Annotated in this window: 23 protein-coding genes; 11 read left to right on the top strand and 12 right to left on the bottom strand. The window is 66.1% G+C overall.

Annotated elements, in window-relative coordinates:
* Positions 1–43 precede the first annotated feature (43 nt).
* Positions 44–808, bottom strand: a complete 765-nt coding sequence (locus tag AC1DW9_RS04455) for an enoyl-CoA hydratase/isomerase family protein (RefSeq protein ID WP_476776017.1) — start codon at positions 806–808, stop codon at positions 44–46.
* 92 nt (positions 809–900) lie between these two features.
* On the opposite strand from AC1DW9_RS04455, the gene AC1DW9_RS04450 reads away from it, so the two are divergent.
* Positions 901–1,731 (top strand): IclR family transcriptional regulator, encoded by an 831-nt coding sequence (locus AC1DW9_RS04450; protein WP_476776016.1) that lies wholly within the window; start codon positions 901–903, stop codon positions 1,729–1,731.
* 128 nt (positions 1,732–1,859) lie between these two features.
* Here AC1DW9_RS04450 and argE read toward each other — a convergent pair whose 3' ends face one another.
* The 5 genes from argE to AC1DW9_RS04425 form a co-directional block, all read right to left on the bottom strand.
* Positions 1,860–2,972: an acetylornithine deacetylase gene (gene argE / locus AC1DW9_RS04445; RefSeq protein ID WP_476776015.1), complete on the bottom strand. Its 1,113-nt coding sequence runs from the start codon at positions 2,970–2,972 to the stop codon at positions 1,860–1,862.
* A gap of 53 nt (positions 2,973–3,025) precedes the next feature.
* On the bottom strand, positions 3,026–3,961 hold the full coding sequence (locus AC1DW9_RS04440; protein WP_441491260.1) for a DMT family transporter: 936 nt from the start codon (positions 3,959–3,961) through the stop codon (positions 3,026–3,028).
* 10 nt (positions 3,962–3,971) lie between these two features.
* The gene (locus AC1DW9_RS04435) at positions 3,972–4,697 is read right to left on the bottom strand and encodes an alanyl-tRNA editing protein (RefSeq protein ID WP_476768642.1); all 726 of its coding nucleotides are present in this window, start codon (positions 4,695–4,697) and stop codon (positions 3,972–3,974) included.
* 157 nt (positions 4,698–4,854) lie between these two features.
* Complete coding sequence (locus tag AC1DW9_RS04430; RefSeq protein WP_441507316.1) at positions 4,855–5,685, bottom strand: AraC family transcriptional regulator; 831 nt, start codon at positions 5,683–5,685, stop codon at positions 4,855–4,857.
* A gap of 105 nt (positions 5,686–5,790) precedes the next feature.
* On the bottom strand, positions 5,791–6,792 hold the full coding sequence (locus AC1DW9_RS04425) for a helix-turn-helix transcriptional regulator (protein ID WP_441491263.1): 1,002 nt from the start codon (positions 6,790–6,792) through the stop codon (positions 5,791–5,793).
* A 349-nt stretch (positions 6,793–7,141) separates the two neighbouring features.
* Between AC1DW9_RS04425 and AC1DW9_RS04420 the strand changes: the two genes are divergently transcribed.
* Both AC1DW9_RS04420 and AC1DW9_RS04415 read left to right on the top strand, forming a co-directional pair.
* Positions 7,142–7,882 (top strand): porin family protein, encoded by a 741-nt coding sequence (locus AC1DW9_RS04420; RefSeq protein WP_476776014.1) that lies wholly within the window; start codon positions 7,142–7,144, stop codon positions 7,880–7,882.
* A gap of 47 nt (positions 7,883–7,929) precedes the next feature.
* On the top strand, positions 7,930–8,757 hold the full coding sequence (locus AC1DW9_RS04415; RefSeq protein WP_476855035.1) for an acid phosphatase: 828 nt from the start codon (positions 7,930–7,932) through the stop codon (positions 8,755–8,757).
* A 77-nt stretch (positions 8,758–8,834) separates the two neighbouring features.
* Here AC1DW9_RS04415 and AC1DW9_RS04410 read toward each other — a convergent pair whose 3' ends face one another.
* From AC1DW9_RS04410 to AC1DW9_RS04395, 4 genes are all read right to left on the bottom strand, one after another.
* Positions 8,835–9,251 (bottom strand): GFA family protein, encoded by a 417-nt coding sequence (locus AC1DW9_RS04410; RefSeq protein WP_441507319.1) that lies wholly within the window; start codon positions 9,249–9,251, stop codon positions 8,835–8,837.
* Between the two features lie 208 nt (positions 9,252–9,459).
* Positions 9,460–9,924 (bottom strand): SRPBCC family protein, encoded by a 465-nt coding sequence (locus AC1DW9_RS04405; RefSeq protein ID WP_441491267.1) that lies wholly within the window; start codon positions 9,922–9,924, stop codon positions 9,460–9,462.
* Complete coding sequence (locus AC1DW9_RS04400) at positions 9,921–10,241, bottom strand: ArsR/SmtB family transcription factor (RefSeq protein ID WP_441491268.1); 321 nt, start codon at positions 10,239–10,241, stop codon at positions 9,921–9,923. Before AC1DW9_RS04400 ends, AC1DW9_RS04405 begins: the two co-directional genes overlap by 4 nt.
* 112 nt (positions 10,242–10,353) lie before the next feature.
* Complete coding sequence (locus tag AC1DW9_RS04395; protein WP_476776012.1) at positions 10,354–11,466, bottom strand: Gfo/Idh/MocA family protein; 1,113 nt, start codon at positions 11,464–11,466, stop codon at positions 10,354–10,356.
* 363 nt (positions 11,467–11,829) lie between these two features.
* Here AC1DW9_RS04395 and AC1DW9_RS04390 point away from each other — a divergent pair, with 363 nt between their 5' ends.
* The 3 genes from AC1DW9_RS04390 (at position 11,830) to AC1DW9_RS04380 (ending at position 14,051) form a co-directional block, all read left to right on the top strand.
* On the top strand, positions 11,830–12,189 hold the full coding sequence (locus tag AC1DW9_RS04390; protein WP_476776011.1) for a DUF2200 domain-containing protein: 360 nt from the start codon (positions 11,830–11,832) through the stop codon (positions 12,187–12,189).
* A gap of 219 nt (positions 12,190–12,408) precedes the next feature.
* Positions 12,409–12,687, top strand: a complete 279-nt coding sequence (locus AC1DW9_RS04385) for a metal-sensing transcriptional repressor (protein WP_476776010.1) — start codon at positions 12,409–12,411, stop codon at positions 12,685–12,687.
* An 8-nt stretch (positions 12,688–12,695) separates the two neighbouring features.
* Positions 12,696–14,051 carry an MFS transporter gene (locus AC1DW9_RS04380; RefSeq protein ID WP_476776009.1) on the top strand — a complete coding sequence of 452 codons (1,356 nt, stop codon included), beginning with the start codon at positions 12,696–12,698 and terminating at the stop codon, positions 14,049–14,051.
* 240 nt (positions 14,052–14,291) lie between these two features.
* Here the strand turns inward: AC1DW9_RS04380 and AC1DW9_RS04375 are convergent, their stop codons facing one another.
* Positions 14,292–15,689, bottom strand: a complete 1,398-nt coding sequence (locus tag AC1DW9_RS04375) for a DUF2252 domain-containing protein (RefSeq protein WP_476776008.1) — start codon at positions 15,687–15,689, stop codon at positions 14,292–14,294.
* A 287-nt stretch (positions 15,690–15,976) separates the two neighbouring features.
* Here AC1DW9_RS04375 and AC1DW9_RS04370 point away from each other — a divergent pair, with 287 nt between their 5' ends.
* The 3 genes from AC1DW9_RS04370 (at position 15,977) to AC1DW9_RS04360 (ending at position 18,150) form a co-directional block, all read left to right on the top strand.
* A complete protein-coding gene (locus tag AC1DW9_RS04370; RefSeq protein ID WP_476776007.1) occupies positions 15,977–16,183 on the top strand; it encodes a DUF3311 domain-containing protein in 207 nt (68 codons plus the stop codon).
* A gap of 54 nt (positions 16,184–16,237) precedes the next feature.
* Positions 16,238–17,785, top strand: coding sequence for a monocarboxylate uptake permease MctP (mctP, locus tag AC1DW9_RS04365; RefSeq protein WP_476776006.1), 1,548 nt, complete (start codon positions 16,238–16,240; stop codon positions 17,783–17,785).
* A 155-nt stretch (positions 17,786–17,940) separates the two neighbouring features.
* The gene (locus AC1DW9_RS04360; RefSeq protein WP_441491276.1) at positions 17,941–18,150 is read left to right on the top strand and encodes a hypothetical protein; all 210 of its coding nucleotides are present in this window, start codon (positions 17,941–17,943) and stop codon (positions 18,148–18,150) included.
* 129 nt (positions 18,151–18,279) lie between these two features.
* On the opposite strand, the gene AC1DW9_RS04355 is transcribed toward AC1DW9_RS04360, so the two are convergent.
* Positions 18,280–19,176, bottom strand: coding sequence for a LysR family transcriptional regulator (locus tag AC1DW9_RS04355; protein ID WP_476776005.1), 897 nt, complete (start codon positions 19,174–19,176; stop codon positions 18,280–18,282).
* A gap of 121 nt (positions 19,177–19,297) precedes the next feature.
* On the opposite strand from AC1DW9_RS04355, the gene AC1DW9_RS04350 reads away from it, so the two are divergent.
* Entirely contained in the window at positions 19,298–20,026 is a 729-nt protein-coding gene (locus AC1DW9_RS04350; RefSeq protein WP_476776004.1) for an SDR family oxidoreductase, read from the top strand.
* The gene (locus AC1DW9_RS04345) at positions 20,026–20,373 is read left to right on the top strand and encodes an Atu4866 domain-containing protein (protein WP_441507332.1); all 348 of its coding nucleotides are present in this window, start codon (positions 20,026–20,028) and stop codon (positions 20,371–20,373) included. Before AC1DW9_RS04350 ends, AC1DW9_RS04345 begins: the two co-directional genes overlap by 1 nt.
* Positions 20,374–20,423 lie beyond the last annotated feature (50 nt).

Genomic DNA, 20,423 nt, shown 5'->3' with positions numbered 1-20,423 from the left:
GCGATGCCGGGGAGGGCCCGGGAGAGATGCAAGGCAGCGGCCCTCACCGTTGCTCTCCGCGATTGAGGAAGCCCTCGATCCGTTTCGCGGGCTCGCCGGAGCCGTAGGATTCGCGATGGAAGCGAACGGCGGCGGAGATGCAGGCGCGAAAGCCGGGTTCGGTCATCTCGCGAAGCCAGTGCTTGTCCAGGCGCATGGCCAGCGGGGCCTTCCCGCCGAGGTCATTCGCCAGCGCCAGCGCCTCGTCGAGCACGGCTTCTCGTGGCACCAGGCGGTTGATCACGCCGATGCGGAGGCACTCTTCAGCGTCCATCATCCGCCCGGACAGCGTCAGATCCGTCGTCCGCGCTAGCCCGAGCATCTCGCGCATGATCCAGGGACCGGTGATGCTCGCGATGCCGGAATTGATCTCGGGCTGCCCCATCCGGACCCCGGCATGTCCGATGCGGAAATCGGCGAGCAGGGCGACCTGGAAGGCCGAGCCGGCCGCAAGCCCGTTGAGGGCGACGACGAGCGGCTTCGGCAGGGAGCGGATGGTGTCGTAGAGCGTCTCCCATTCCCCGATCCAGCTCTCCGCCCGGTCGGCATCGAAGCTCCGGGCCTCGCGCAGATCCTGCCCCGCGCAGAAGGCGCGCTCGCCGGTGCCGGTCAGGACGATGGCGCGCACCTCCGGATCGGACGCTGCGCTGCGAAATGCTTGGAGCAGGCGCGCCCTCATGGGCGTGTCCCAGGCGTTGAGGATCTCGGGCTTGTTGAGGGTGATCAGCGCGATCTCTCCCCGTCGTTCTTCCACAACTCCCACAGTCACGGCGAAACCTCTGTATTTTCGTATTGCAATCTAATACATCGTATTGTATTATGCTTCGATGCCAGGTGTCAATCGAGTCGGGGAGGCGGTCCATGGTTGAGCGATCGAGAGACGGGGATGCGAAGGGCGAAGGGGCGGCGGCGGCCGGGGAGCGGACCGATCCGCTGATGGTGCGCTCGGTCGAAAAGGCGTTCAGGGTGCTGGCCGCATTCAGCCCGGCTCGTCCGAGCCTGAGCCTGGCGGAGATCGCGAGCGTCGCCGATCTCGACAAGAGCGCCGCCCAGCGTTTCGCGCATACGCTGACGAAGCTCGGCTATCTCAAGAAGAACGACAAGAACCGGCATCTCGAGTTGACCTCGAAGACGCTCAACATCGGCAACAACTACGTCAGATCGAGCCCCTTGATCGAACGAGCCATGCCGTATCTGCTCCATCTCAGCCGGGAGACCGAGGAGACGATCAATCTCACCGTCCTGGACGGCACGGACATCACCTTCGTTTCACGGTTCCTGAGTCGGCATGTCCTGGCGAGCGACGTGGGCGTGGGCACGAACATGCCGGCCTTCTGCACGGCGCCGGGCATCGCCATGCTCTCGCGCATGCCTCTGGCCGCAGCCAGGGCCATCCTGCAGCAGAGCGACCTGAAGGCCTATACGCCCTCCACGACCTGCACTCTCGAAGCCTTGCTGGAGAAACTCGAAATCTCGGCTGCGCAAGGTTATGCGACGGCCTTCGAGGAGTTCTATCATGGCGATCTCTCGATCGCCGCCCCGGTGCTCGATGCGAAGGCACAGCCGCTTTGCGCCCTCAATATCAGCGTGTCGAGCACGCGCTACACGCCGGAGGAGGCGAGAACCCGCTTCGCGCCCCTCGTCATGGCCGCCGCGGCATCCGTTTCCCAAAGTGTCGCCACCTTGAGATGACGATCGCTTGGGATGCGCTCGGCATCGAGGTCAAGCCAGCTCTGATCGAACGCGCCGATCGCGTGATCGAATAGCGCGCCGGCTCCGGTCGCCTGCGCCGGCGAAACCGGCATCGTGGGCGCGGCCCTTCAGGAGTGACGGCGGCCGGCCCAGCCGGCGAGCCGGGCCAGGAAGGCGTCGGCGGCCTCGAGCTGCGCGGGCGCGATCCACTCGTCGGGCTGGTGCGCCTGCGCGATCGAGCCGGGCCCGCACACCACCGCGGAGATGCCGGCGGCCTGGAAGAAACCGGCCTCCGTGCCGAAGGGCATCGCGAAGGGCGGGCCGATGCCGCCGAGCGCGGCGGCGACAGCGAGCGCCGGCTCGTCGCCGGCGCTCGCCAGAGGCGGAACATGGAAATGCCTTCGCGTCGACTGGCGGATGTCGGGCGGCGTTGCGCGGGCGAGATAGGCGGCGACCAGCCGTTCGGTCTCCTCGGCATCCTCAGGCGTGACCGGCCGGAATTCCCAGAGCAGCTCGCAGGCGGAGGGCACGATGTTGATCGCCGAGCCGCCCTCGATCCGGCCGAGATTGACGGTCGTGCGGTCTATCGCCCCGGCGCGGTGCCCGACCGCCCTGAGAAAGCCGGCGAAATCGGCCGCGGGATAGATCGCGCTCGCCCCCGCGCTCGGATCGCTCGAATGCGCGGCCTTGCCCTCGAAACGGGTACGGAACCCGAGAAAGCCGCGATGGCGGTCGCCGAGCCGCATCAGGGTCGGCTCGCCGATGATGGCGAGCTCCGGCATCTCCTCATGGGCGAGCAGATCGGCGATCAGGTCGGGCACGCCGAGACAGCCGACCTCCTCGTCATAGGACAGCGCGATATGGATCGGCCGCGCGAGATCGGTGGCCGCAAAACTCTCCGCCGCGGCAAGGCAGGCCGCGATGAAACCCTTCATGTCGGCGGCGCCGCGGCCATGGAGCCTGCCGTCGCGCTCGCTCAGCCGAAAGGGGTCGGAGGACCAGCTCTGGTCGTCGACCGGAACAGTGTCGGTATGCCCGGAGAGGACGACGCCGCCCGGCGCGCGGGGGCCGAAGCTCGCGAGGATATTGGCCTTGCCGCGACCCTCGTCATGGCTCAACCGGACACGGGCGCCGATGCCGTCGAGGCGGTCGGCGACGCGCTCGACGAGCGCCAGGTTCGAGCGGCTCGATGTCGTGTCGAAGCCGACCAGTTCCGCGAGCAGGGCGATCGTCGCAGTCATCGCCGTTCACGCCACCTGCTCGTGATCGGCGAAATCCTCCTGCGCAAACACGGTCATGATCTGGCTTCTCCGGGGCGTCGGGATACGGACGGGCGGCCGCCAGCGGCGGCGAGGCCGAAGCCGCCGAGGATCAAGGCCGCGCCAACGAGATGGAACGGCTGCACGGGCTCGCCGAGCAGCAGGAAGGCGAGGGCGGCGGTGAACAGGGCGACGAGATGGAAGGAGGCGCCCGTCACGCTCGGCCCCAGCGCACCGACGCAGCGATTCCAGATGATGAAGGCGAGCAGCGAGGCGAAGACGCCGATATAGAGAACCGCCGCGATCGGGCCGGGCGATATCGGGATCGTCGCGCCCTGGGCGAGCTCCCAGATCCAGAACGGCAGCAGCACCAGGAGCCCCGCCGCCATCGTCGCGGCTAGGAAGAGGAGCGGGTCGAGATCGGCCGGGCGGCGGCGCAGCAGCACCGAATAGACCGCGTAATTGGCGACCGCGATTAGAACCAGCGGCTCGCCGCCGGTGAGGCTCAAGCCCGACAGCGTCGAAGGCGCACCGCGCGCGACGATCCAGCTCACGCCGACGAAGGAGATGGCGATGCCGGCCAGCGTGCGGGCCGAGACACGCTCGACGCCGAGCATGAAGGCGGCGAGCGGCACCATCAGCGGCAGGGTCGAGTTCAGGAAGGCGACGCTCGCGGCCGGTGCACTTTGCAGGGCGAGATAGCCCAGCGCATTGTAGCCGGCGATGCCGAAGGCGCCGCAGGCGAAGACGAGGCCACGCGCGCGGATGAGCGCCTGCCGCTGCGCACGAAGCGTGCCGAGAACGAAGGGCAGCAGGCAGGCGAGCGCGACGAGCCAGCGGCCGACCGCCAGCGAGACAGGCGGAAAGGATCCTGCGAGCGCCCGGCCGAGCACGAGATTGCCGGCCCAGAACAGCGGCGGCAGGGGCAGGAGCAGCAAGGGCTGCGACCAGAGACGCTGGAAGAGATACATCGCGAGCGCCTTACGCGACGCCGGCGAGGCCGATGCGCAGCCGGCGGTTATGCCGGCCCTTGTTGTCGATCTTCAGGATGCTGATCGGCGGCGAGGCCCCGGTCGACGCGAGATGCGTGCCGCCGCAGGCCTGCCGGTCGAGCCCGACGATCTCGACGATGCGGACCTGCCCGTCCGCCGTCGGCGGCGGGGCGACAGAGCGCGAGCGGATCAGGCCGGGCTCCGCGAAGGCCGCGGCTTCCGCGACATGGCTTTGCCGCACCGGAAAATCCCGCCGGATCAGATCGTTGACCGTGCCTTCGATGGCGCGCAGGCGCTCGTTATCCGCCTCGGGCAAGTCGAAATCGATGCGCGCCGTGCCGTCCTCGTTCATCTGCACCCCGGTGACGAGCGCGCCATTGAAATCCTGGAAGACCACGGCATTCACGATATGCAGATCGGTGTGCAGCGCCCGCATCAGCTGCCGGAACGGCCCGTCGACCCTCGCTTCCACGGGCGCCGCCGGCAGTTCGAGCGGTTCCGCCAGCATGTGCCAGAGCCGGCCGCCCTCGTTTTCGAAACCCGCGATCGCGACTTCGCCGCCAGTCCAGGCGAGCGTGCCGCGATCGGGCAATTGGCCGCCGCCGCCGGGATAGAACGGGCTCTCTGAAAGCGCGACCCGGCCTGGCCGTGTCTCTACGACCTCCGTCGCCAGCGTCAGGACATCGGGATGATCGAGGCAGTAATAGCGGGACATGAAACTCACCTTGCGGGCAGCCCCGACGAGGGGCTTGCCTGCAGGCGAGAGTGGCGCGGCGCGGCGCGTGTCTATTGGCGAAAATTGAGAGCGCGATCAGATCGCCCGTGTGCGGCGGCTCTGCCGAAGACCGCAATCCACGTTTCCTGCCGATGCTTCAGCCGGACGCGGCGCGCACCCATTGCAGCGGCGTAATGCCGTAGCTGCGCTTGAAATGCCGCGTCAGCGCGCTCTGGTCGTAGAAGCCGGCGTCGAGCGCAGCAGCGGCGATCGTGGCGCCGCGCCCGAGCGCCCTGATCGCCGCCTTGAGGCGCAGTTGCGTGAGATAGGCATGCGGGGTCAACCCCGTGCTGCGCTTGAACAGGGCGATGAGCTGGAACGGCGTCAGACCGACCTCCAGCCCCAACTGCTCCAGCGTGAGGTCCTCGGCATGACGCTCCCGCATGAACTCGCGGATGCGGGCGGCTTTGGCGCGGTCCCGCGCCGGCAGCACCAGCCGGGGTTCGCCCGCGGCATGGCGCCGGATCAGGGCACCGAAGCTGCGCAGCAGCAGCTCGCGCTCCTCAAGCGGATCGTCGCCCTGGTCGAGGATGCGGTGCAGGCCGAGGAAAGCCTCGATCAGATCGGGGTCGTGGACGGTGTTGCGGCTGAAATAGGCGGTCTCATCCAGGCCCAGCGCGGTCTTCAGCGTCTCGATCGCCGGTGGCGTCAGGTAGAACCCGCGATAGAGCCAGCGCCGGCTCCAGCCCATCCGCCCGGAATGGGGCTCGTCGGGGTTGAACACCAAGAGGCTCGAGGTCCTGGCCTCGTCGCTGCGTCCGCGGCTCTTGAATTCGGCGCCGCCGGCTTCGGTGACGGCGACGACGAAGCCGTCATGGCTATGGGGCGCATAATCATGGCTGGTGAAATCGGCAACGAGGCAGCTCAGGCCCGGAACCCGCGGGTCGTGCCAGTAGCGCGAGGAGTTGCGGAGGTCGATGCGGGCCAAGATGCGATCCGGACGGTGAGGACGGGTGCGATGGTGCGACGATCCAGGCCGGATCGCAACCATGCTGCATTGCCGAAGGCGCGCCATCGGCTCCTCGAAACGCGCTCATCCCAGCCGCGATTGCTCACGGAACTGACGCGGCGTTACGCCGGCAATGCGGCGGAAGGCGCGGCTGAAATGCGCCGGGTCCGTGTAGCCGGTCGAAAATGCGACATCGATGATCCTGGAATCCGTGTCGCGCAAAAGCCTGGCCGCATTCTCATATCTGACCGTGTCGAGGATGTCCGAATAGGTCAGGCCGACATGGGCGAGCTTGCGCTGAAAGCTGCGGGCGCTGACGCCTGCCATCTCCGCGACCTCGGCCAGAGCCGGGGTTCGCTCATCCAGATAGGCCGGCAACATCAGCTTGAGCAGTTCGACGATGTCAAAGGCCGAGGGACCATCCGCGTGATCGTGCGGGGGGGCAAATGAGTCGGTCGAACGGTTGGAAAGACCAAGGTGGGAGACCGGCAGGCTGATCCAGGCAGCGTGCTGGCCTGACAGGAACTGCACATTGGGCCAGGCGGCCCGCGTCGCAGGACCCGGCGTGTACCTCGTCTCGAAGGCGATCGTTCCCGGCATCCAGTCGGGCCCTGCAAACTGCCGGATGATGTAGACCGGGAAAATATTCTGGATCCATTGTGCGTATTCCAGATTGAGCAGCCCATCTGTCCCGGCGAGCCTGCTGCAGACGCGCGCATGATCGTCATGGTGTTCGATCCACATGCTCAGGATCGTATCCTCCCGTGACGCCCAGCGGCAGGCGTGCCTGAGCGCAACGAGCAGTGTCGGGGCGTGCGCGATCAGCGCCCGGGTCCTTTCTCTCAAATGCAGGAAATGCAGCCGCTGGGTCGCGAGGAAGCCGAAATCCTCGATGCCCTGGGTTCTCCCGGCGGTTGCCGCGAAGCGCAGCACCGGCAGGAGCGGCAGGTAGAAGTCGCTCTTCTCCTCCAGGGACGAGGGAAGCCGGAACTTCTCCAGGAGCGAATGTGTCGGCGCCCCCATCTCGTCGAGAATTCCGACGAAGGGCAGAAGGAACTGGCCGCGCGTCAAAGGGATATCAGCCATCGGATCTCGCCGTGATCATCGGGGCGCCGCGTTTCCTGGGGCAGGGCTACCCCAGGATTCGCCAACGACGCGCAGAATAGCCGGTCGCGATTGGCGCGAAATGGCAAGACTGCGATCGGCCCATGCACGAAATGCTGGGAACGGAGTTCGCCTGCCGGTCGGGACATGATCGGCGGCACGGAGGCGTCGGCTTCCGCGGACGGTCCGCCTGCACGAAGGGTCGGCAACGCCGTCGCTCCGCCCGTGCGGCGGGTCGACACAGGCCACGGACAGGCCACGAGACCAGAGATCAATGTCAGGGGAAACGGTGCGCTCTCTCATCATCGCGTTGACGTCGGCAGCATTATACATGCCCGCCTGGGCGTCCGATCTCCCGCAGCCAGCCCGGCCGCCAGCCCCTGTCATTGCTTCAGGGCCAAGCTTCTCCATCACGAGCTATCTCTGGGCGACGGCGATCGACGGAAAGAGCGCAACCTTCCCGCCGCTGCCGGCCGCGGATATCCACCTGCGCTTCCGCGACGTGCTGAAGGAATTGAACGGCGCGATGATGGCCTCCGCAGAGATGCGTATCGACCGCTGGGGCTTCCTGGTCGATGGCCAGTTTTCGCAGGTGACGACCGGCGGCAACCTGCCCGGGCCCTTCTTCTCCGCGCTGAAGCTACGCTCGCAGAGCACGATCGTGCAGGGCTCCGCCCTTTATCGCGTCTATGAGGACGCGGCCGTTTCGCTGGACCTGGGCGGCGGCGTCCGGTTCTGGAACCTGAACAATAAGCTGGAGGTCCTGCCGGGCCCGGCCAATCTCCGGATCGACCACCGCGACTCCGAGATCTGGGCCGACCCCATCCTCGGCGCCCGGCTCGGAATCAAGCTCGGTGGCCCATGGAGCGTGACGGTTGCAGGCGATGTCGGGGGCTTCGGCGTCGGCTCGCACCTGACCTGGCAGGGCTTGGGCAGCGTCAATTACGCCTGGAGCGAGAGCCTGACGTTGAAGGCCGGTTACAGGGCGCTCCATGTCGATTATCGCAGGGGCGGTTTTTCCTACGATGTGACGCAGCACGGTCCCGCGGTTGCGGCAACATACCGGTTCTGACCGGTCTGCCTATGAGTTCGACGATGGCGAAAGGAATGGATATGTCTATGACGGCGAGCGCGGTTCGGGCCGCAGGTGTTTCGATGGTTGCGCTCATCGCGCTCTGCGGGCAGGCCTTCGCGCAAGCGGGCGAAGCCCAGCCCAAGGTCACCGATCCGCATTTCAAGATCGCGCCGGGCTATCTCAAGCCGTCCGAACTGCCCGACAGCCTGGTCCTGCTGGGGCCGCCGCCCGAGAAGGACTCGGCTGCGCTGGCCAGGGACGAGGAAGCGCGCAAGGCGACGCTCCCGCTGCGGAACACGAGCCGCTGGAAGCTCGCCTCTACCGATGCCGATCTCGCCTTTCCGCAGGCAGCCGACAATTTCTCCTGCGCGATGGGTGTCAGGATCGACAAGAAGCAGACCCCGCGCCTCTATGCGATGACGCAGAAGATGCTGTCCGATTTCGGCCTCTCCACCTATGGCGTGAAGAACAAATACAACCGCATCCGGCCCTTCGTCGTTCACAACGAATCGACCTGCAGGGCGGATCAGGAGGCGATTCTGAGGACCGATGGCTCCTATCCGTCCGGCCACACCGCCGCGGGCTGGGGATGGGCCCTGGTCTTTGCGCAGATCAATCCCGAGCGCTCGAATGAATTGCTCAAGCGCGGCATCGAATTCGGGCAGAGCCGCGTCATCTGCGACGCCCACTGGCAGAGCGATGTCGATGCCGGGCGCATCATGGGGGCGGCGACCGTCGCGCGGCTGCAGACCAATCCGGCCTTCCTTGCCGACCTCAGGGCGGCGAAGGCGGAAGTGAAGGCAGCGAAGGTGAAGCGCTTGAACCCGATGCCGGATTGTGCTGCCGAGACCGCGGCGCTGTCCGGGCGGTAATATGTCCAGCTGGGCGGCCGCCATGCGCCTCACAAGGTGGCGCCGGCTGTCCATCGAAGCTCCGCGTCCGCCGCCGGTCACCCCGGCGGCATGCGCTCGAAGACCCGTAGCGCGGGGTCGATCCTGTCCCAGCCATGGCCGCGAATGCCATAGGCGACCATGTGCGGATTGAACTGGCCGGGGTCGTCAAGGCTTGCCGCGTGCACCGCGATCAGCTCCGGCATGGCCTGGAATGTCAGGTAAACGGGCGTTCCGCAGGTGGGACAGAAGGCGTGGATCTTGTCGTTCCCGCTGTCGCCCGCCACCCGCCAGCTCTTCGCTTCGCCTGCGATGGCCACATCGGCGCGCCCGGCGAAGGTCAGATAGGAACTGTGCCCCGTGCCGCTTCGCTTCTGGCAATCCCTGCACTGGCAGTGGATCTCGACGATGGGTTCGCTGCTTGTCTCGTAACGGATCGCGCCACAGGCGCATCCGCCGGCAAAGTGCCTGGTCATCGTCGTTCTCCTGCTGCCAGGTTGCCGATGGGCACTGGATCGCCGCGCGTCCGTTCGGACGCGGGGATGGGCGATCCAGATGTTTGTCCGAGCATCGGATTCTTCCGAGAACCAGATTCCGCCCTTCGGTCCGATGCTCTGACTCTTTGTGTTTTCATCGGCTTTTCCGAAAACCGGAATCCACTTTTCGGGCCGATGCTTTAAGGGCTCAGGCCGCTTTCTTCTTGCCGAAGACGTCGAGCCCCCGGCCGGTTTCCAGGAAGGATTTCAGGCTGGAAAGAACCACCGGCCATCCCTGGCTGATCCCCTTCGCCATGCTACTGCCGGCCTGGAGCTCGTCATGGCTGACGGTCAGCCGGGTCATTCCGTCATAATCGTCGATCTCGAAGGTGACCCGGCTATGGCTCGCCGGATCGGCGGCCTGCGCGGGGCTCGCCCAGGTGATGACGAGGCGTGACGGCGGCGAGACCTCGACGACCTTGCCGACCAGCTCGACGGTCCGCGCGTCATTGGCGCGGATATGCTGCCAGCCCGATCCGGCCTGCCAGTCGGAGACGTTCTCATGGCCCCAATAGCGCCGTGCGACCTCGGGTTTGGTGATGGCTTCGAACACCTTCTCCGGCGTCGCGACAATATAGGTCACATAGACAAAGCTGGTCGTTTCCGTGGTCATTCTTCGTCTCCTTCGATGTCTTTCTTCAGGTCGTGGAGCAGGCTGAGCCTGTGACGTTCGAACTTGCGGACCCACCGTTCGTAGACCTCGTGGATCGGCACCGGATTGATGAAATGCAGCTTTTCCCGGCCGCGCCTGACCGTGCTCACCAGATTGGCCGCCTCCAGGATGCCGAGATGCTGCGTCGCGGATTGCCGGGCCATGTCCAGGTTCTCGCAGAGCTGGCCGAGCGTCTGCCCGTTCCTTTCAAAGAGCAGGTCCAGCAGCTTTCTGCGCGTCGGGTCCCCCAGCGCCTTGAACACGTCGTCAGCGTCCATCGTCCTCACTCAATCCGCGAGGGCAAGTTATGCAGGTAAATGCCTGCATGTCAATTCGCGGCTTGGACCCACCGCAAACCCGACGGCCGATTGCGGCGCCGAGGCCGGGGAACTACACCGCCCTCCAGCCTCCTTCGCGGAAGCTCCTGGCGGCGGCATCGACCGTGCGCTCGATGCGCAGGCCGGTCTCGAAATCGATGAGATGAGCCGGCTCGCCGGCGATGGTCCGCATGAGCTCGCGGCATTCGATGATCTTGAGCTCGTTGAAGCCGAGCCCGTGGCCGGGCGCAGGGATGAAGCGGTCATAGGGCTCGTGCACAGGCGCCGTCAGGATGCGGCGAAAGCCCTGCAGATCGCTGCGTCCCTCAGTGGTGTAGAGCTCGATCTCGTTCATCTTTTCCTGGTCGAAGCTGATCGTTCCCTTCGCCCCGAAGACCTGCACGAAAATCCGGCCCTTGCGGCCCCAGGCGCAGCGATTGAGCGCGACGAGCCCGGACGCGCCCGAAGCGAAGCGCAGCAAGAGGGTCGCGATGTCGTATGTCTCGACCGGCCGCGCGCCGCCCTCCTGCAGCGGACGCGTCGGATAGGGCCTGGCCATGTCGGCCATGACCTGCGCCACCTCGCCGACCAGTACCTTGAGCAGCGAGAAGGCGTGCACGCCGAAATCGTCGAGCGCGCCATGGCCCGATTGTGCCGCGCTCTTCCAGGAGAAAGGCGCTTCGGCATCGGCCATGAAATCCTCGTCCATCTCGATGCGGACATGGTTGACCGGCCCGATGGCGCCTTCGCCGATCAGCCGCGCCGCGAGCCGGATGGCCGGGTTCTGGATGTAGTTGTAGCCCAGCGCCGCGACCTTTCCGGCCGCCCGGGCGGCAGCCAGCATCGCTTGCGCATCGGCGAGGCTCGTTGCCATCGGCTTCTCGCACCAGACATGCTTGCCGGCCTCGAGCGCCGCAATCGCCATCTCGGCATGGAAGGCGTTGGGCGCGGTGATCGAGACGATGTCGACCTCGGGATGGGTGACGAGCGCTCGCCAGTCGGCGGTGGACCCGGCGAAGCCGAGCTCGCGCGCCCGTCTTGCAGCCAGCGCATCGTCCACCTCGCACAGCATGGCGAGCCTTGGGCGGGCGACATCGCCGAAGACCGGAGCAACGGCATTCCAGGCCAAAGCGTGGCATTTGCCCATATAGCCGGTGCCGATGAGGCCGACGCCAAGAGCGCGCATGCAAGTTCTCCCGAGCTGGGGGGCTGGTCAGGGTGAAGGGATGGCTCAGACGGTGCCGCCGAGGGGTCGCAGTTCCTTTGCCGCCGGCCACCAGGGGCGCCCAGGCGTCAAGAGAGCAAACCTGACGCCATGGTTCAAGGTGCGCGGCGGCCAGAGCCGCTCCCGCAAGGCGTCGGAATGCGGGTCCTTCGGTAGGGCGTGCCTGCAGACGAAGCTGATCCTTGCGCAGACAGGACGCCTGCGAGCTGGAGGCGGCTCTGGCCGCCCCGAACCTTGAACGATGGCGTCAGGTTTGCTCTGTTGGCGCTTGGGCTAGCATTCGGGCGCCACCAGCGCCGGTGCCGACCTGGGGTAGTGGACGTGATGACCCAGCACCGCATTTACACAATGAGCTTCGCCAAGGTCTATCCGCTTTTGGTCGCCAAGGCGGAGAGGAAGGGCCGCACGAAGGCGGAGGTCGACCAGATCATCCACTGGCTGACCGGCTACAGCCAGGAGGCACTCGCCTGTCAGCTGGCGAAGGACACGGACTACGAGACCTTCTTCGCCCAGGCGCCCGCGCTCAATCCTGCGCGAGCCGACATAAGGGGGAAGGTCTGCGGCGTCCGCGTCGAAGAGATCGCCGAGCCGGTGATGCGGGAGATCCGCTACCTGGACAAGCTCATCGATGAACTCGCCCAGGGGAGGGCGATCGATAAGATCCTGCACCGTCGGCCAGGATAGGCCTGGCGTTTGCGCTCGCGTCCAAGGCCGATCTGACCCCTTCGGGATATCGGATTGGCAGTGCTTCAAGCGGGAGATGCGAGGCTGGTTTCGCCGCAAACGACCGATAAGCGCCGTGAGAAGAGGCAATCTGCGGTCTACTCTTGACGAAACTCCGACACCTCGCGTCGAAATGGAGGACGCCTTTCCTTATCCCCCCTAGGGGGATATAGGCAAAAGATGTCGGAACCTCACATCCATGAATCCCATCCCGCGATCATCAAGCGGCTGAAGCGCGCTGGTGGTCACCTTGCCAAGGTCATCGAGATGATCGAGGCCGGACGCTCCTGCCTCGACATCGCGACGCAGCTCCAGGCCGTCGAGAGCGCCATCAGGCAGGCAAAGCGGACGCTGGTGCAGGATCATCTCGATCACTGCCTCGACGAGGTCCTTGGCGACCTGCCGACCGAGCGTCGCCGGCCGATCGACGAATTCAAGCAGATCACGAAGTTCCTCTGAGGCTCACAATGCTCAAGGTCCTGTCCAATCGCGTCTACGGTCGCCTGTTTGCTGCGCAGATCATCGCGCTGGTCGGCACCGGTCTCCTCACGGTCGCGCTCGGCCTGCTCGCCTTCGCACTCGCCGGCGAGAGGGCCGGCGGCGTCCTCGGTACGGCGCTCGCGATCAAGATGATCGCCTATGTCACCGTCGCGCCCATTGTCGGTGCGTTTGCGGCACAGCTGCCGCGCCGCGCCTTCCTGATCGCCATGGATCTGGTGCGCGCGGCCATCGCGCTCACGCTGCCCTTCATCACCGAGATCTGGCAGGTCTATCTGGCCGTGTTCCTGCTTCAGTCGGCCTCAGCCGCCTTCACGCCGACCTTCCAGGCCACGATTCCCGACGTGCTGCCGGACGAGGACGACTACACCAAAGCCCTCTCGCTCTCGCGCCTGGCCTTTGACCTCGAAAGCATCGTCAGCCCGATGCTTGCGGCCGCCTTGCTCACGGTCATCAACTTTCACTGGCTCTTCGGTGGCACGGTCATCGGCTTCCTCGTCTCGGCAGCACTCGTCCTTTCCCTTACATTGCCGGCCTCTCCAGCCAGGAAACGCGAGGGCGGGATCTACGGCCGGACAACGCGAGGGATCAGGATCTATCTCGCGACGCCGAGGCTGCGCGGACTGCTCGCGCTCAACATGGCGGTGGCGATGGGGGGCGCCCTCGTCATCGTAAATACCGTGGTGATCGTGAAGGGGCGCCTCGGCTTCGACGACAACGCGGTTGCGCTCGCGCTGGCCTGTTTCGGCGGCGGGTCCATGCTGTCGGCGCTGACGCTGCCGCGTGTGCTGGAACGGGTCGCAGATCGAACGGTGATGCTGACGGCGGCGACCTTTCTGGCTGCTGTCCTTGGCGGCTTCGCTGCACTCCTCTGGGCCAGCGGCTGGGCACTCGCTCCGGCGGCGACGGGTACGGGCTGGGCCGCGCTCCTGGTCACCTGGGCGCTGCTCGGCATCGGTTACTCCGCGACACAGACACCGTCAGGCAGGTTGCTGCGACGCTCAACTCACGCCGAGGATCGTCCGGCGGTGTTCGCCGCGCAGTTCGCGCTCTCGCATGCCTGCTGGCTGGTGACCTATCCGCTTGCGGGCTGGCTCGGCGCGATACTGCCACTGGCGACACTGGCAGGCCTATTCGCGCTGGCGACGCTGGCGGCAGTGCTCTTCGCATCGCAGCTTTGGCCGGCTGGCAGTGCGGATGCCCTTGCGCATGACCATCCCGAGCTTCCACCGGGACATCCTCATCTTGCAGAGCATGGTTCGCGCCATTCCCATTCCATCATCATCGACGACCTGCACAGTCGGTGGCCCGCCGAGGCAAGATGAGGTGGTCAGGGTGCAATGCCCCGGGTGCAGGCAAGAGCCATGACCGCGATGGCATGGATGGCTGGGACGGGTGATCGAGCGCCGGTCGTCGATCCGGCAATGACCTGCACGGGCTCCGTGGATGCGCGACGAGATCAGGCGGGCGGGCCGGCGCCAGATCGTGGAGGCAAGCTATTCCGCCACCATGTGGCATGTCAGGTCAGGGCATGCCGGAAGCGAAGCTCCCGGCCGCGCGGCCCTTCATGCTGCTTTGGCTCGCTCCTGCGCTGTCTTGACGGGCCCCTTGGCTGCAACGAGCGCCTCGTGGTCCAGTGCGGTCTGCGCGGCATAGGCCATCGCGAAACTCGTCAAGGCGTCGTCGAAGATCCCCGACGCCCCCATGTAGCCGGCGATGGTCGCCGCATCGCCCGAGCGGACATGCGCGCGTGCAAGCGTGCGGCCGCAGAGTTCGGCATAGGCCGTCAGGGCCTGGCCCTCCACCACTTCGGCGATCGATCCGAGGCGACGGTTCTTGAGTTGCCGAACGTAGAAATGACGCCCGCTGGCACTGTCATCAGCCCAGCCCAGGAAGACGTCGCTCGCCGCCTGCAGCATGCGCTGGCCTTCCACCACCCGCTGTCCCTGATGCGGTGGCCCCGGGTTCTTGCTCTTCGTCAGCCGGGCGAGGACGGAGGTCTGGGCTTCCTTGACCTGCAGGAACAACGGCTCGTCATCGGCCGTCATGAACAGGCCGACGACGCAGAACGTGCCGACGCTGCCGACGCCGACGACCTTGAAGGCGAGATCCCGCAGGCCGTAGCGCGTCACCAGCACGCGGCGCTCGGGCGGCAGGGTCTCGCGATAGTGATGGAAGACCTTGTGGGCCTGCAGCGACCGCGTGCTGTCGCGTTCCTCGGGCAGATGGTAGATCAGCGGCGGCCGGTCCTCGATGCCCCAGGAGCCGTCCGCCCCGGCATGCAGGCGGGGAAAGTTGCTGTCCTGCTGCGAATTGCGCGACGCCTTGGTGAGCAGGCCTTGCACATGTTTGCGCAGCGCCGGATCGTCGATCCGCTCCAGTTCCTCTCCAAGCTCGGTGCGCGCATGCCAGGCCTCCAGCGGCGTGAGCTTAGCCAGCCTGCGCAGCCGGCGGCGATAGGCGCTCACCGTCGCTGCAACGGTGAGGCGGGCGGTCCTCCTGGAAAATCCGGCGTCGAGCGCTGCCACAGCGACACTGGCGGCCAGGCGCTTGAGATCGACGGCGAAGTCGATGCCCGGCAGCGTTTCGTCGAAATCGTTGATGTCGAACAGGACGTTCTCTTCCGGCGTGGTGAAGGCGCCGAAATTCATGAGATGACAGTCGCCGCAGGCCTGAACCGGCAGGCCGGCCGATGGAAGGCCGGCCAGATCTTCCGCCATCACGGCCGCCGCACCGCGCAGAAAGGCGAACGGGCTCAGCATCATGCGCTCGTAGCGGATCGGCAGAAGCTCCGGAATGCGGCTGTCATCGGTCCCGGCGAGAATGGCGACAGCGTCGCTGCTGGAGCGGGGCGCCCAGTCGGCATGGCTCTCGCGCGGAACCTTGCCGCGCAGGGCCTTGCCGGCGGCGTAGCGCTCGGCACGGGACAGAAGCTGCGGCTTGGCCGGTTGATGTCGCGTCATCGGGGACCTCGATCTTGCCGTTTCGGCCCGCATGGACATGCTGTTCGTCGACGGACCTGTCCTTGGCGGCCGTATTCCGCGACCCGTCGCTTGCGCAGGACCCGTTTATACCAGCCTCCGGGGGCGATGCCCAAGCAAGAGGCCGTGACCCGGATGCTGTTCGTTTCCAAAGCCCGCAAGCATCTGTTCTCGTTGTCGCAGGTATTCGGGGAGTGATTGCCAGACAATGCCCGAGAGGAGCATACTGTCTAATCTGGCCCAAAGGCACGATGTCGGGAGGGTTCGGAATGAACGGCTCCGGGGAACGTCGGGGCGGATGGAGCTGGTGGTACCTGCTCTTCATCGTCCAGTTCATCGCGGTACTCTGGCCGCCGTTCTACAACCGGCTCGACCCGGTCTGGGCAGGCGTTCCGTTCTTCTATTGGTACCAGATGCTCTGGGTGCTGATCGGAGCCGCCTTCACCGCCACCGTCTACTTCGGGACCAAGGACTAGCTCGCCCGACCAGACCCTGTGCCTGACGACGACGAGCTCCGACAGGAGCGTGTCATGCATGACGTGAACTGGACCGCCACCACGGTGTTCGTGGCGTTGTTCGGCTTCATCACGTGGCTCGGCTTCGCCGCCGCCAACTGGCGCAAGGCAGATCTCGACCAGCTGCACGAATGGGGCCTCGGCGGCCGCAGATTCGGCACCTGGATCACCTGGTTCCTGGTCGGCGGCGACCTCTACACCGCCTATACCTTCATCGCCGTGCCGGCTCTCGCCTTCGGCGCCGGGGCGGTGGCGTTCTTCGCCGTGCCCTACACGATCGTGATCTACCCGATCCTGTTCCTCGTCTTTCCCAGGCTCTGGCATGTCTGCCACAGGCACGGCTACATCACCGCCGCTGATTTCGTCCGCGGCCGCTTCGGCAATCGCTGGCTGGCGCTCGCCGTGACCATCACCGGCATCCTCGCGACCATGCCCTATATCGCGCTGCAGCTCGTCGGCATCCAGGTGGTCATTGGCGCGCTCGGCATTTCCGGGACCGGCCTTGCCGCCGACCTGCCGCTGATCTTCGCCTTCCTGGTCCTGGCGGCTTTCACCTATTCGAGCGGCCTGCGCGCGCCGGCCTCGATCGCGATCGTCAAGGACATCCTGATCTATGTCACCGCCTTTGCCGCGATCATCATCATCCCGATCCAGCTCGGCGGCTTTGCCAAGATCTTCGCCGCGGTGCCGGACACGAAGGTCCTGCTCGAAACGCCGCCCCCCGGCTCGACCGGGGCCTACAGCACCTACGCGACGCTGGCGCTCGGATCGGCGCTGGCGCTGTTCCTCTATCCGCATTCCATCACCGGCATTCTCAGCGCCAATGGCGGCAAGGCCATCCGGCGCAACGCCGCCATGCTGCCGGCCTATTCCTTCCTACTCGGCATTCTCGCGCTGTTCGGCTTCTTCGCGATCGCCGCCGGCGTCCGCAGCATGCCGGAATATGCGGCGGGCTTTGCCGAGTTCGGCAATAATTTCGCGGTGCCGGCCCTGTTCCTGCACAGTTTCCCGGCCTGGTTCGTCGGCATCGCCTTCGCCGCCATCGGCATCGGCGCCCTGGTTCCGGCGGCGATCATGTCGATCGCGGCCGCCAATCTCTATACCCGCAACATCCACCGGGAGTTCATCAACCGGAACCCGACCGACCGGCAGGAGGCCCAGATGGCGAAATGGGTTTCGCTGGTCGTCAAGCTGGGTGCGCTCGTCTTCATCCTGTTCGTGCCGACGCAATATGCCATCCAGCTGCAGCTGCTCGGCGGCATCTGGATCATCCAGACGCTGCCGGCGGTGATGCTCGGCGTCTATACGCGTTGGTTCAACGGCTGGGCGCTGGTGATCGGCTGGCTGGCCGGGATCGTCGCCGGCACGCTGATGGCCTTCGCGTCCAATCTGACGCCGACCTTTCCGCTCAGCTTTGGCGGGCATGTCTTCCCGGGCTACACCGCCGTCTACACGCTGGTCCTGAACCTCGTCATCGCCGTCGTGCTGACCTTGCTCTTCCGGGCGTTGAAGGCCCATTCGATCGCGGCCGACGAGACGATGGCCGCCGATTATTCCGCCTGACACCCCGGGGACCGGGCCGGACATGGGCCACGGCCTCCTCACGGCGCCACGCTGTCCCCTTGGCTTGGACCGGGATGGCGAAGCCGCAGACTATTTGGCGCGTCGCCCCGGTTGTGAGATCGTCGCCTGATCAGGAGCGAAGAAGCGAGGGCCCTATGGATACGGACCAGGAGGCCAAGGACCGCGTCACGCAGATCATGCAGAAGCACCTGGAACTTGCGCAGGAGCAGCTCGAAATGGCTGAGCGCGGCGTGCTCTTGTCGATTGATGGAGCACCCGAAGGGATCAATCTGACCAAGGAGGCATTGGCCATCCGCGTCGAACAATTGCAGGGTGCGCTTGATCGACAGCGAGGGCGCGGCTGATACCAGCCATGCGCTCCCCAAGCGGGCTAGATCGCCGTGCGTCCGTTCGGACGCAGGAGCGGCGATCCAGCTCTTTGTTCAAGCATCGGATTTTTCCGAAAACCGGATTCCACCTTTCGGTCCGATGCTTCAGCGCCTTCGGCTCTTGCGGATGTGATCGACGAAGGCACGCAGCTTCGGCGCCATGTTCTGGCGGCTCGGATAATACAGGAAGAACCCCGGGAAGAACGGGCAAAATTCTTCGAGCACGGGAACGAGCTCCCCGCGCTGGATGGACGGTCGAAATGTTTCCTCCAGCCCGATGGTGATGCCGCCGCCCGCGACCGCCATGCGGATCATCAGCGCCATATCGTTGGTGGTGGCCTCCGGCTTCACGTCAACCGCGAAATCCTGGCCCGCCTCTGTGAACTCCCACCGGTAGGGAGCCGCTCGTGGCGCCGGGCGCCAGCCGATGCAGCGATGCGCCGCGAGCTCGCGCGGATGGATCGGCGTCCCCCGGCGCGCCAGGTAGCCGGGAGCGCCGACGGCGAGTTGCCGTTGCGGGGCGGAGACGGGAACGGCGATCATGTCCTGCTCGATGACCTCGCCGAGCCGCACGCCCGCGTCATAGCCGTAGGCGACGATGTCGATCTCGTCATCCGTCACCAGGACGTCCAGCTGCACGTCCGGGCATGCCACCCCGAAACTGGTGAGAAGCGGGCCTGACAGGAAACTCTCCGCGATCGAGGAGACCGCCAGCCGCAACTGGCCGCGCGGTCCGGAGCCGAGTTGATGAGCAGCCTCGGTCGCCGCGCGGATATCGGCCAGCGACGGGGCGATGTCGGCATGGAGACGCTCGCCGGCTTCGGTGAGGCCGACGCTGCGGGTGGTGCGGTGGACGAGGGCAATGCCCATTGCGTCCTCGAGCCGCCTGATCGTCTGGCTGACGGCCGAGCGCGTCACGCCTAGCCGGTCCGCGGCTGCCCGGAAGCTTCGTTCCTCGGCGACCAGGACGAAGGTCGCGAGCGCGTTGAGGTCGGTCGCCATTGGTTAGAAAGTCTAACCATAGCGTCGCCTCCTGGCTAGATACCGGCGACAGCGCCGGGCGCCTATCTCCTCGATCACGGGTTCCGCATCACGCAGCGGACCAAGCGAGAGGAGTTGGACCATGGCTATGGACAAGACCGTTCTGGTGACCGGGGCATCAAGCGGCATCGGCGTCGGCATCGCCCGCGAGCTCGCCGCCGCCGGAGCCCGTCTGATGCTGGGCGCACGCAGGGTCGAGCGACTCGATGCCCTCGCCGAAGAGCTTCGGCAGGGCGGCGCGAAGGTCGACTATCGCCGCCTGGATGTGACGCGGCAGGACGACGTCCTGCGCTTCGCCGACGCAGCCCGTCAGCAGTTCGGGCGGATCGACGTCATCGTCAACAATGCCGGCGTGATGCCGCTCTCGCCGATGGCCTCCCTGAAGGTCGACGAGTGGGACCGCATGGTCGACGTCAACATCAAGGGCGTCCTCTACGGAATCGCCGCGGTCCTGCCGGATATGACGTCCCGGGGCTCCGGCCACATCGTCAACATCGCCTCGATCGGTGCGCTCAGCGTCTCGCCCACGGCGGCCGTCTACTGCGCCACGAAATATGCCGTCCGGGCGATCTCGGACGGCCTGCGCCAGGAGCGCAGCGACATCAGGGTCACCTGCATCCATCCCGGCGTCGTCGAGAGCGAGCTCGCCGGTACGATCACCGATCGCGCGGCGGCCGAAGCCATGAAGACCTACCGGAGCATTGCGCTCCAGCCTGACGCCATCGGTCGGGCCGTCCGCTACGCGCTGGAGCAGCCCGAGGACGTGGACGTCAACGAGATCGTCGTCCGCTCGACCAGGGCGCCGCACTGATGCGGGCCGGGGTCATTACCGTCGCGACGGGTGTCGTGGCGGCGCTTGCAGGTGCTGCCTTCGCGGAGAAACCCATGACGCAGGCCACTCATCCCTTTGTCGACATGTGGGTCACCGACGACAACCGGATCCGCCACGAACTCCTGCCGGACGGCCGCTATGTCGAGGCGCGCGGCAACCGCGAGGGCGCCTATCGCGGGCGATACGAAGTGACAGGCCGACACATCGAATACTGGGACGATACCGGCTTCACCGCCGACGGCGACTTCGTCGACAACGACACCCTCCACCATGCCGGCATGGTTCTTCGCCGGCGTGTCCGGCCGTCCTCCGCGACGGCCCCGTAAGCCGGATTTCCGGCAGTGGCGGCCCGCGCGGTGGTCGCCCGGGCCGCTTT

This window comes from Allobosea sp. P4_E12 (assembly GCF_056401655.1).
Note: the sequence above shows the minus strand (reverse complement) of the source record. Positions and strands in the feature narration are given on the sequence as shown.

Bases quoted from the DNA above. Each gene is read 5' to 3' on its own strand.
- AC1DW9_RS04440 (WP_441491260.1), bottom strand. From the start codon at position 3,961: ATGTATCTCTTCCAGCGTCTCTGGTCGCAGCCCTTGCTGCTCCTGCCC.
- AC1DW9_RS04400 (WP_441491268.1), bottom strand. From the start codon at position 10,241: ATGGACGCTGACGACGTGTTCAAGGCGCTGGGGGACCCGACGCGCAGA.
- argE (WP_476776015.1), bottom strand. From the start codon at position 2,972: ATGACTGCGACGATCGCCCTGCTCGCGGAACTGGTCGGCTTCGACACG.
- mctP (WP_476776006.1), top strand. From the start codon at position 16,238: ATGCATGACGTGAACTGGACCGCCACCACGGTGTTCGTGGCGTTGTTC.
- AC1DW9_RS04355 (WP_476776005.1), bottom strand. From the start codon at position 19,176: ATGGCGACCGACCTCAACGCGCTCGCGACCTTCGTCCTGGTCGCCGAG.
- AC1DW9_RS04380 (WP_476776009.1), top strand. From the start codon at position 12,696: ATGCTCAAGGTCCTGTCCAATCGCGTCTACGGTCGCCTGTTTGCTGCG.
- AC1DW9_RS04450 (WP_476776016.1), top strand. From the start codon at position 901: ATGGTTGAGCGATCGAGAGACGGGGATGCGAAGGGCGAAGGGGCGGCG.
- AC1DW9_RS04395 (WP_476776012.1), bottom strand. From the start codon at position 11,466: ATGCGCGCTCTTGGCGTCGGCCTCATCGGCACCGGCTATATGGGCAAA.
- AC1DW9_RS04375 (WP_476776008.1), bottom strand. From the start codon at position 15,689: ATGACGCGACATCAACCGGCCAAGCCGCAGCTTCTGTCCCGTGCCGAG.
- AC1DW9_RS04385 (WP_476776010.1), top strand. From the start codon at position 12,409: ATGTCGGAACCTCACATCCATGAATCCCATCCCGCGATCATCAAGCGG.
- AC1DW9_RS04420 (WP_476776014.1), top strand. From the start codon at position 7,142: ATGCCCGCCTGGGCGTCCGATCTCCCGCAGCCAGCCCGGCCGCCAGCC.
- AC1DW9_RS04370 (WP_476776007.1), top strand. From the start codon at position 15,977: ATGAACGGCTCCGGGGAACGTCGGGGCGGATGGAGCTGGTGGTACCTG.
- AC1DW9_RS04410 (WP_441507319.1), bottom strand. From the start codon at position 9,251: ATGACCAGGCACTTTGCCGGCGGATGCGCCTGTGGCGCGATCCGTTAC.
- AC1DW9_RS04405 (WP_441491267.1), bottom strand. From the start codon at position 9,924: ATGACCACGGAAACGACCAGCTTTGTCTATGTGACCTATATTGTCGCG.
- AC1DW9_RS04435 (WP_476768642.1), bottom strand. From the start codon at position 4,697: ATGTCCCGCTATTACTGCCTCGATCATCCCGATGTCCTGACGCTGGCG.
- AC1DW9_RS04345 (WP_441507332.1), top strand. From the start codon at position 20,026: ATGCGGGCCGGGGTCATTACCGTCGCGACGGGTGTCGTGGCGGCGCTT.
- AC1DW9_RS04360 (WP_441491276.1), top strand. From the start codon at position 17,941: ATGGATACGGACCAGGAGGCCAAGGACCGCGTCACGCAGATCATGCAG.
- AC1DW9_RS04390 (WP_476776011.1), top strand. From the start codon at position 11,830: ATGACCCAGCACCGCATTTACACAATGAGCTTCGCCAAGGTCTATCCG.
- AC1DW9_RS04425 (WP_441491263.1), bottom strand. From the start codon at position 6,792: ATGGCTGATATCCCTTTGACGCGCGGCCAGTTCCTTCTGCCCTTCGTC.
- AC1DW9_RS04415 (WP_476855035.1), top strand. From the start codon at position 7,930: ATGACGGCGAGCGCGGTTCGGGCCGCAGGTGTTTCGATGGTTGCGCTC.
- AC1DW9_RS04350 (WP_476776004.1), top strand. From the start codon at position 19,298: ATGGCTATGGACAAGACCGTTCTGGTGACCGGGGCATCAAGCGGCATC.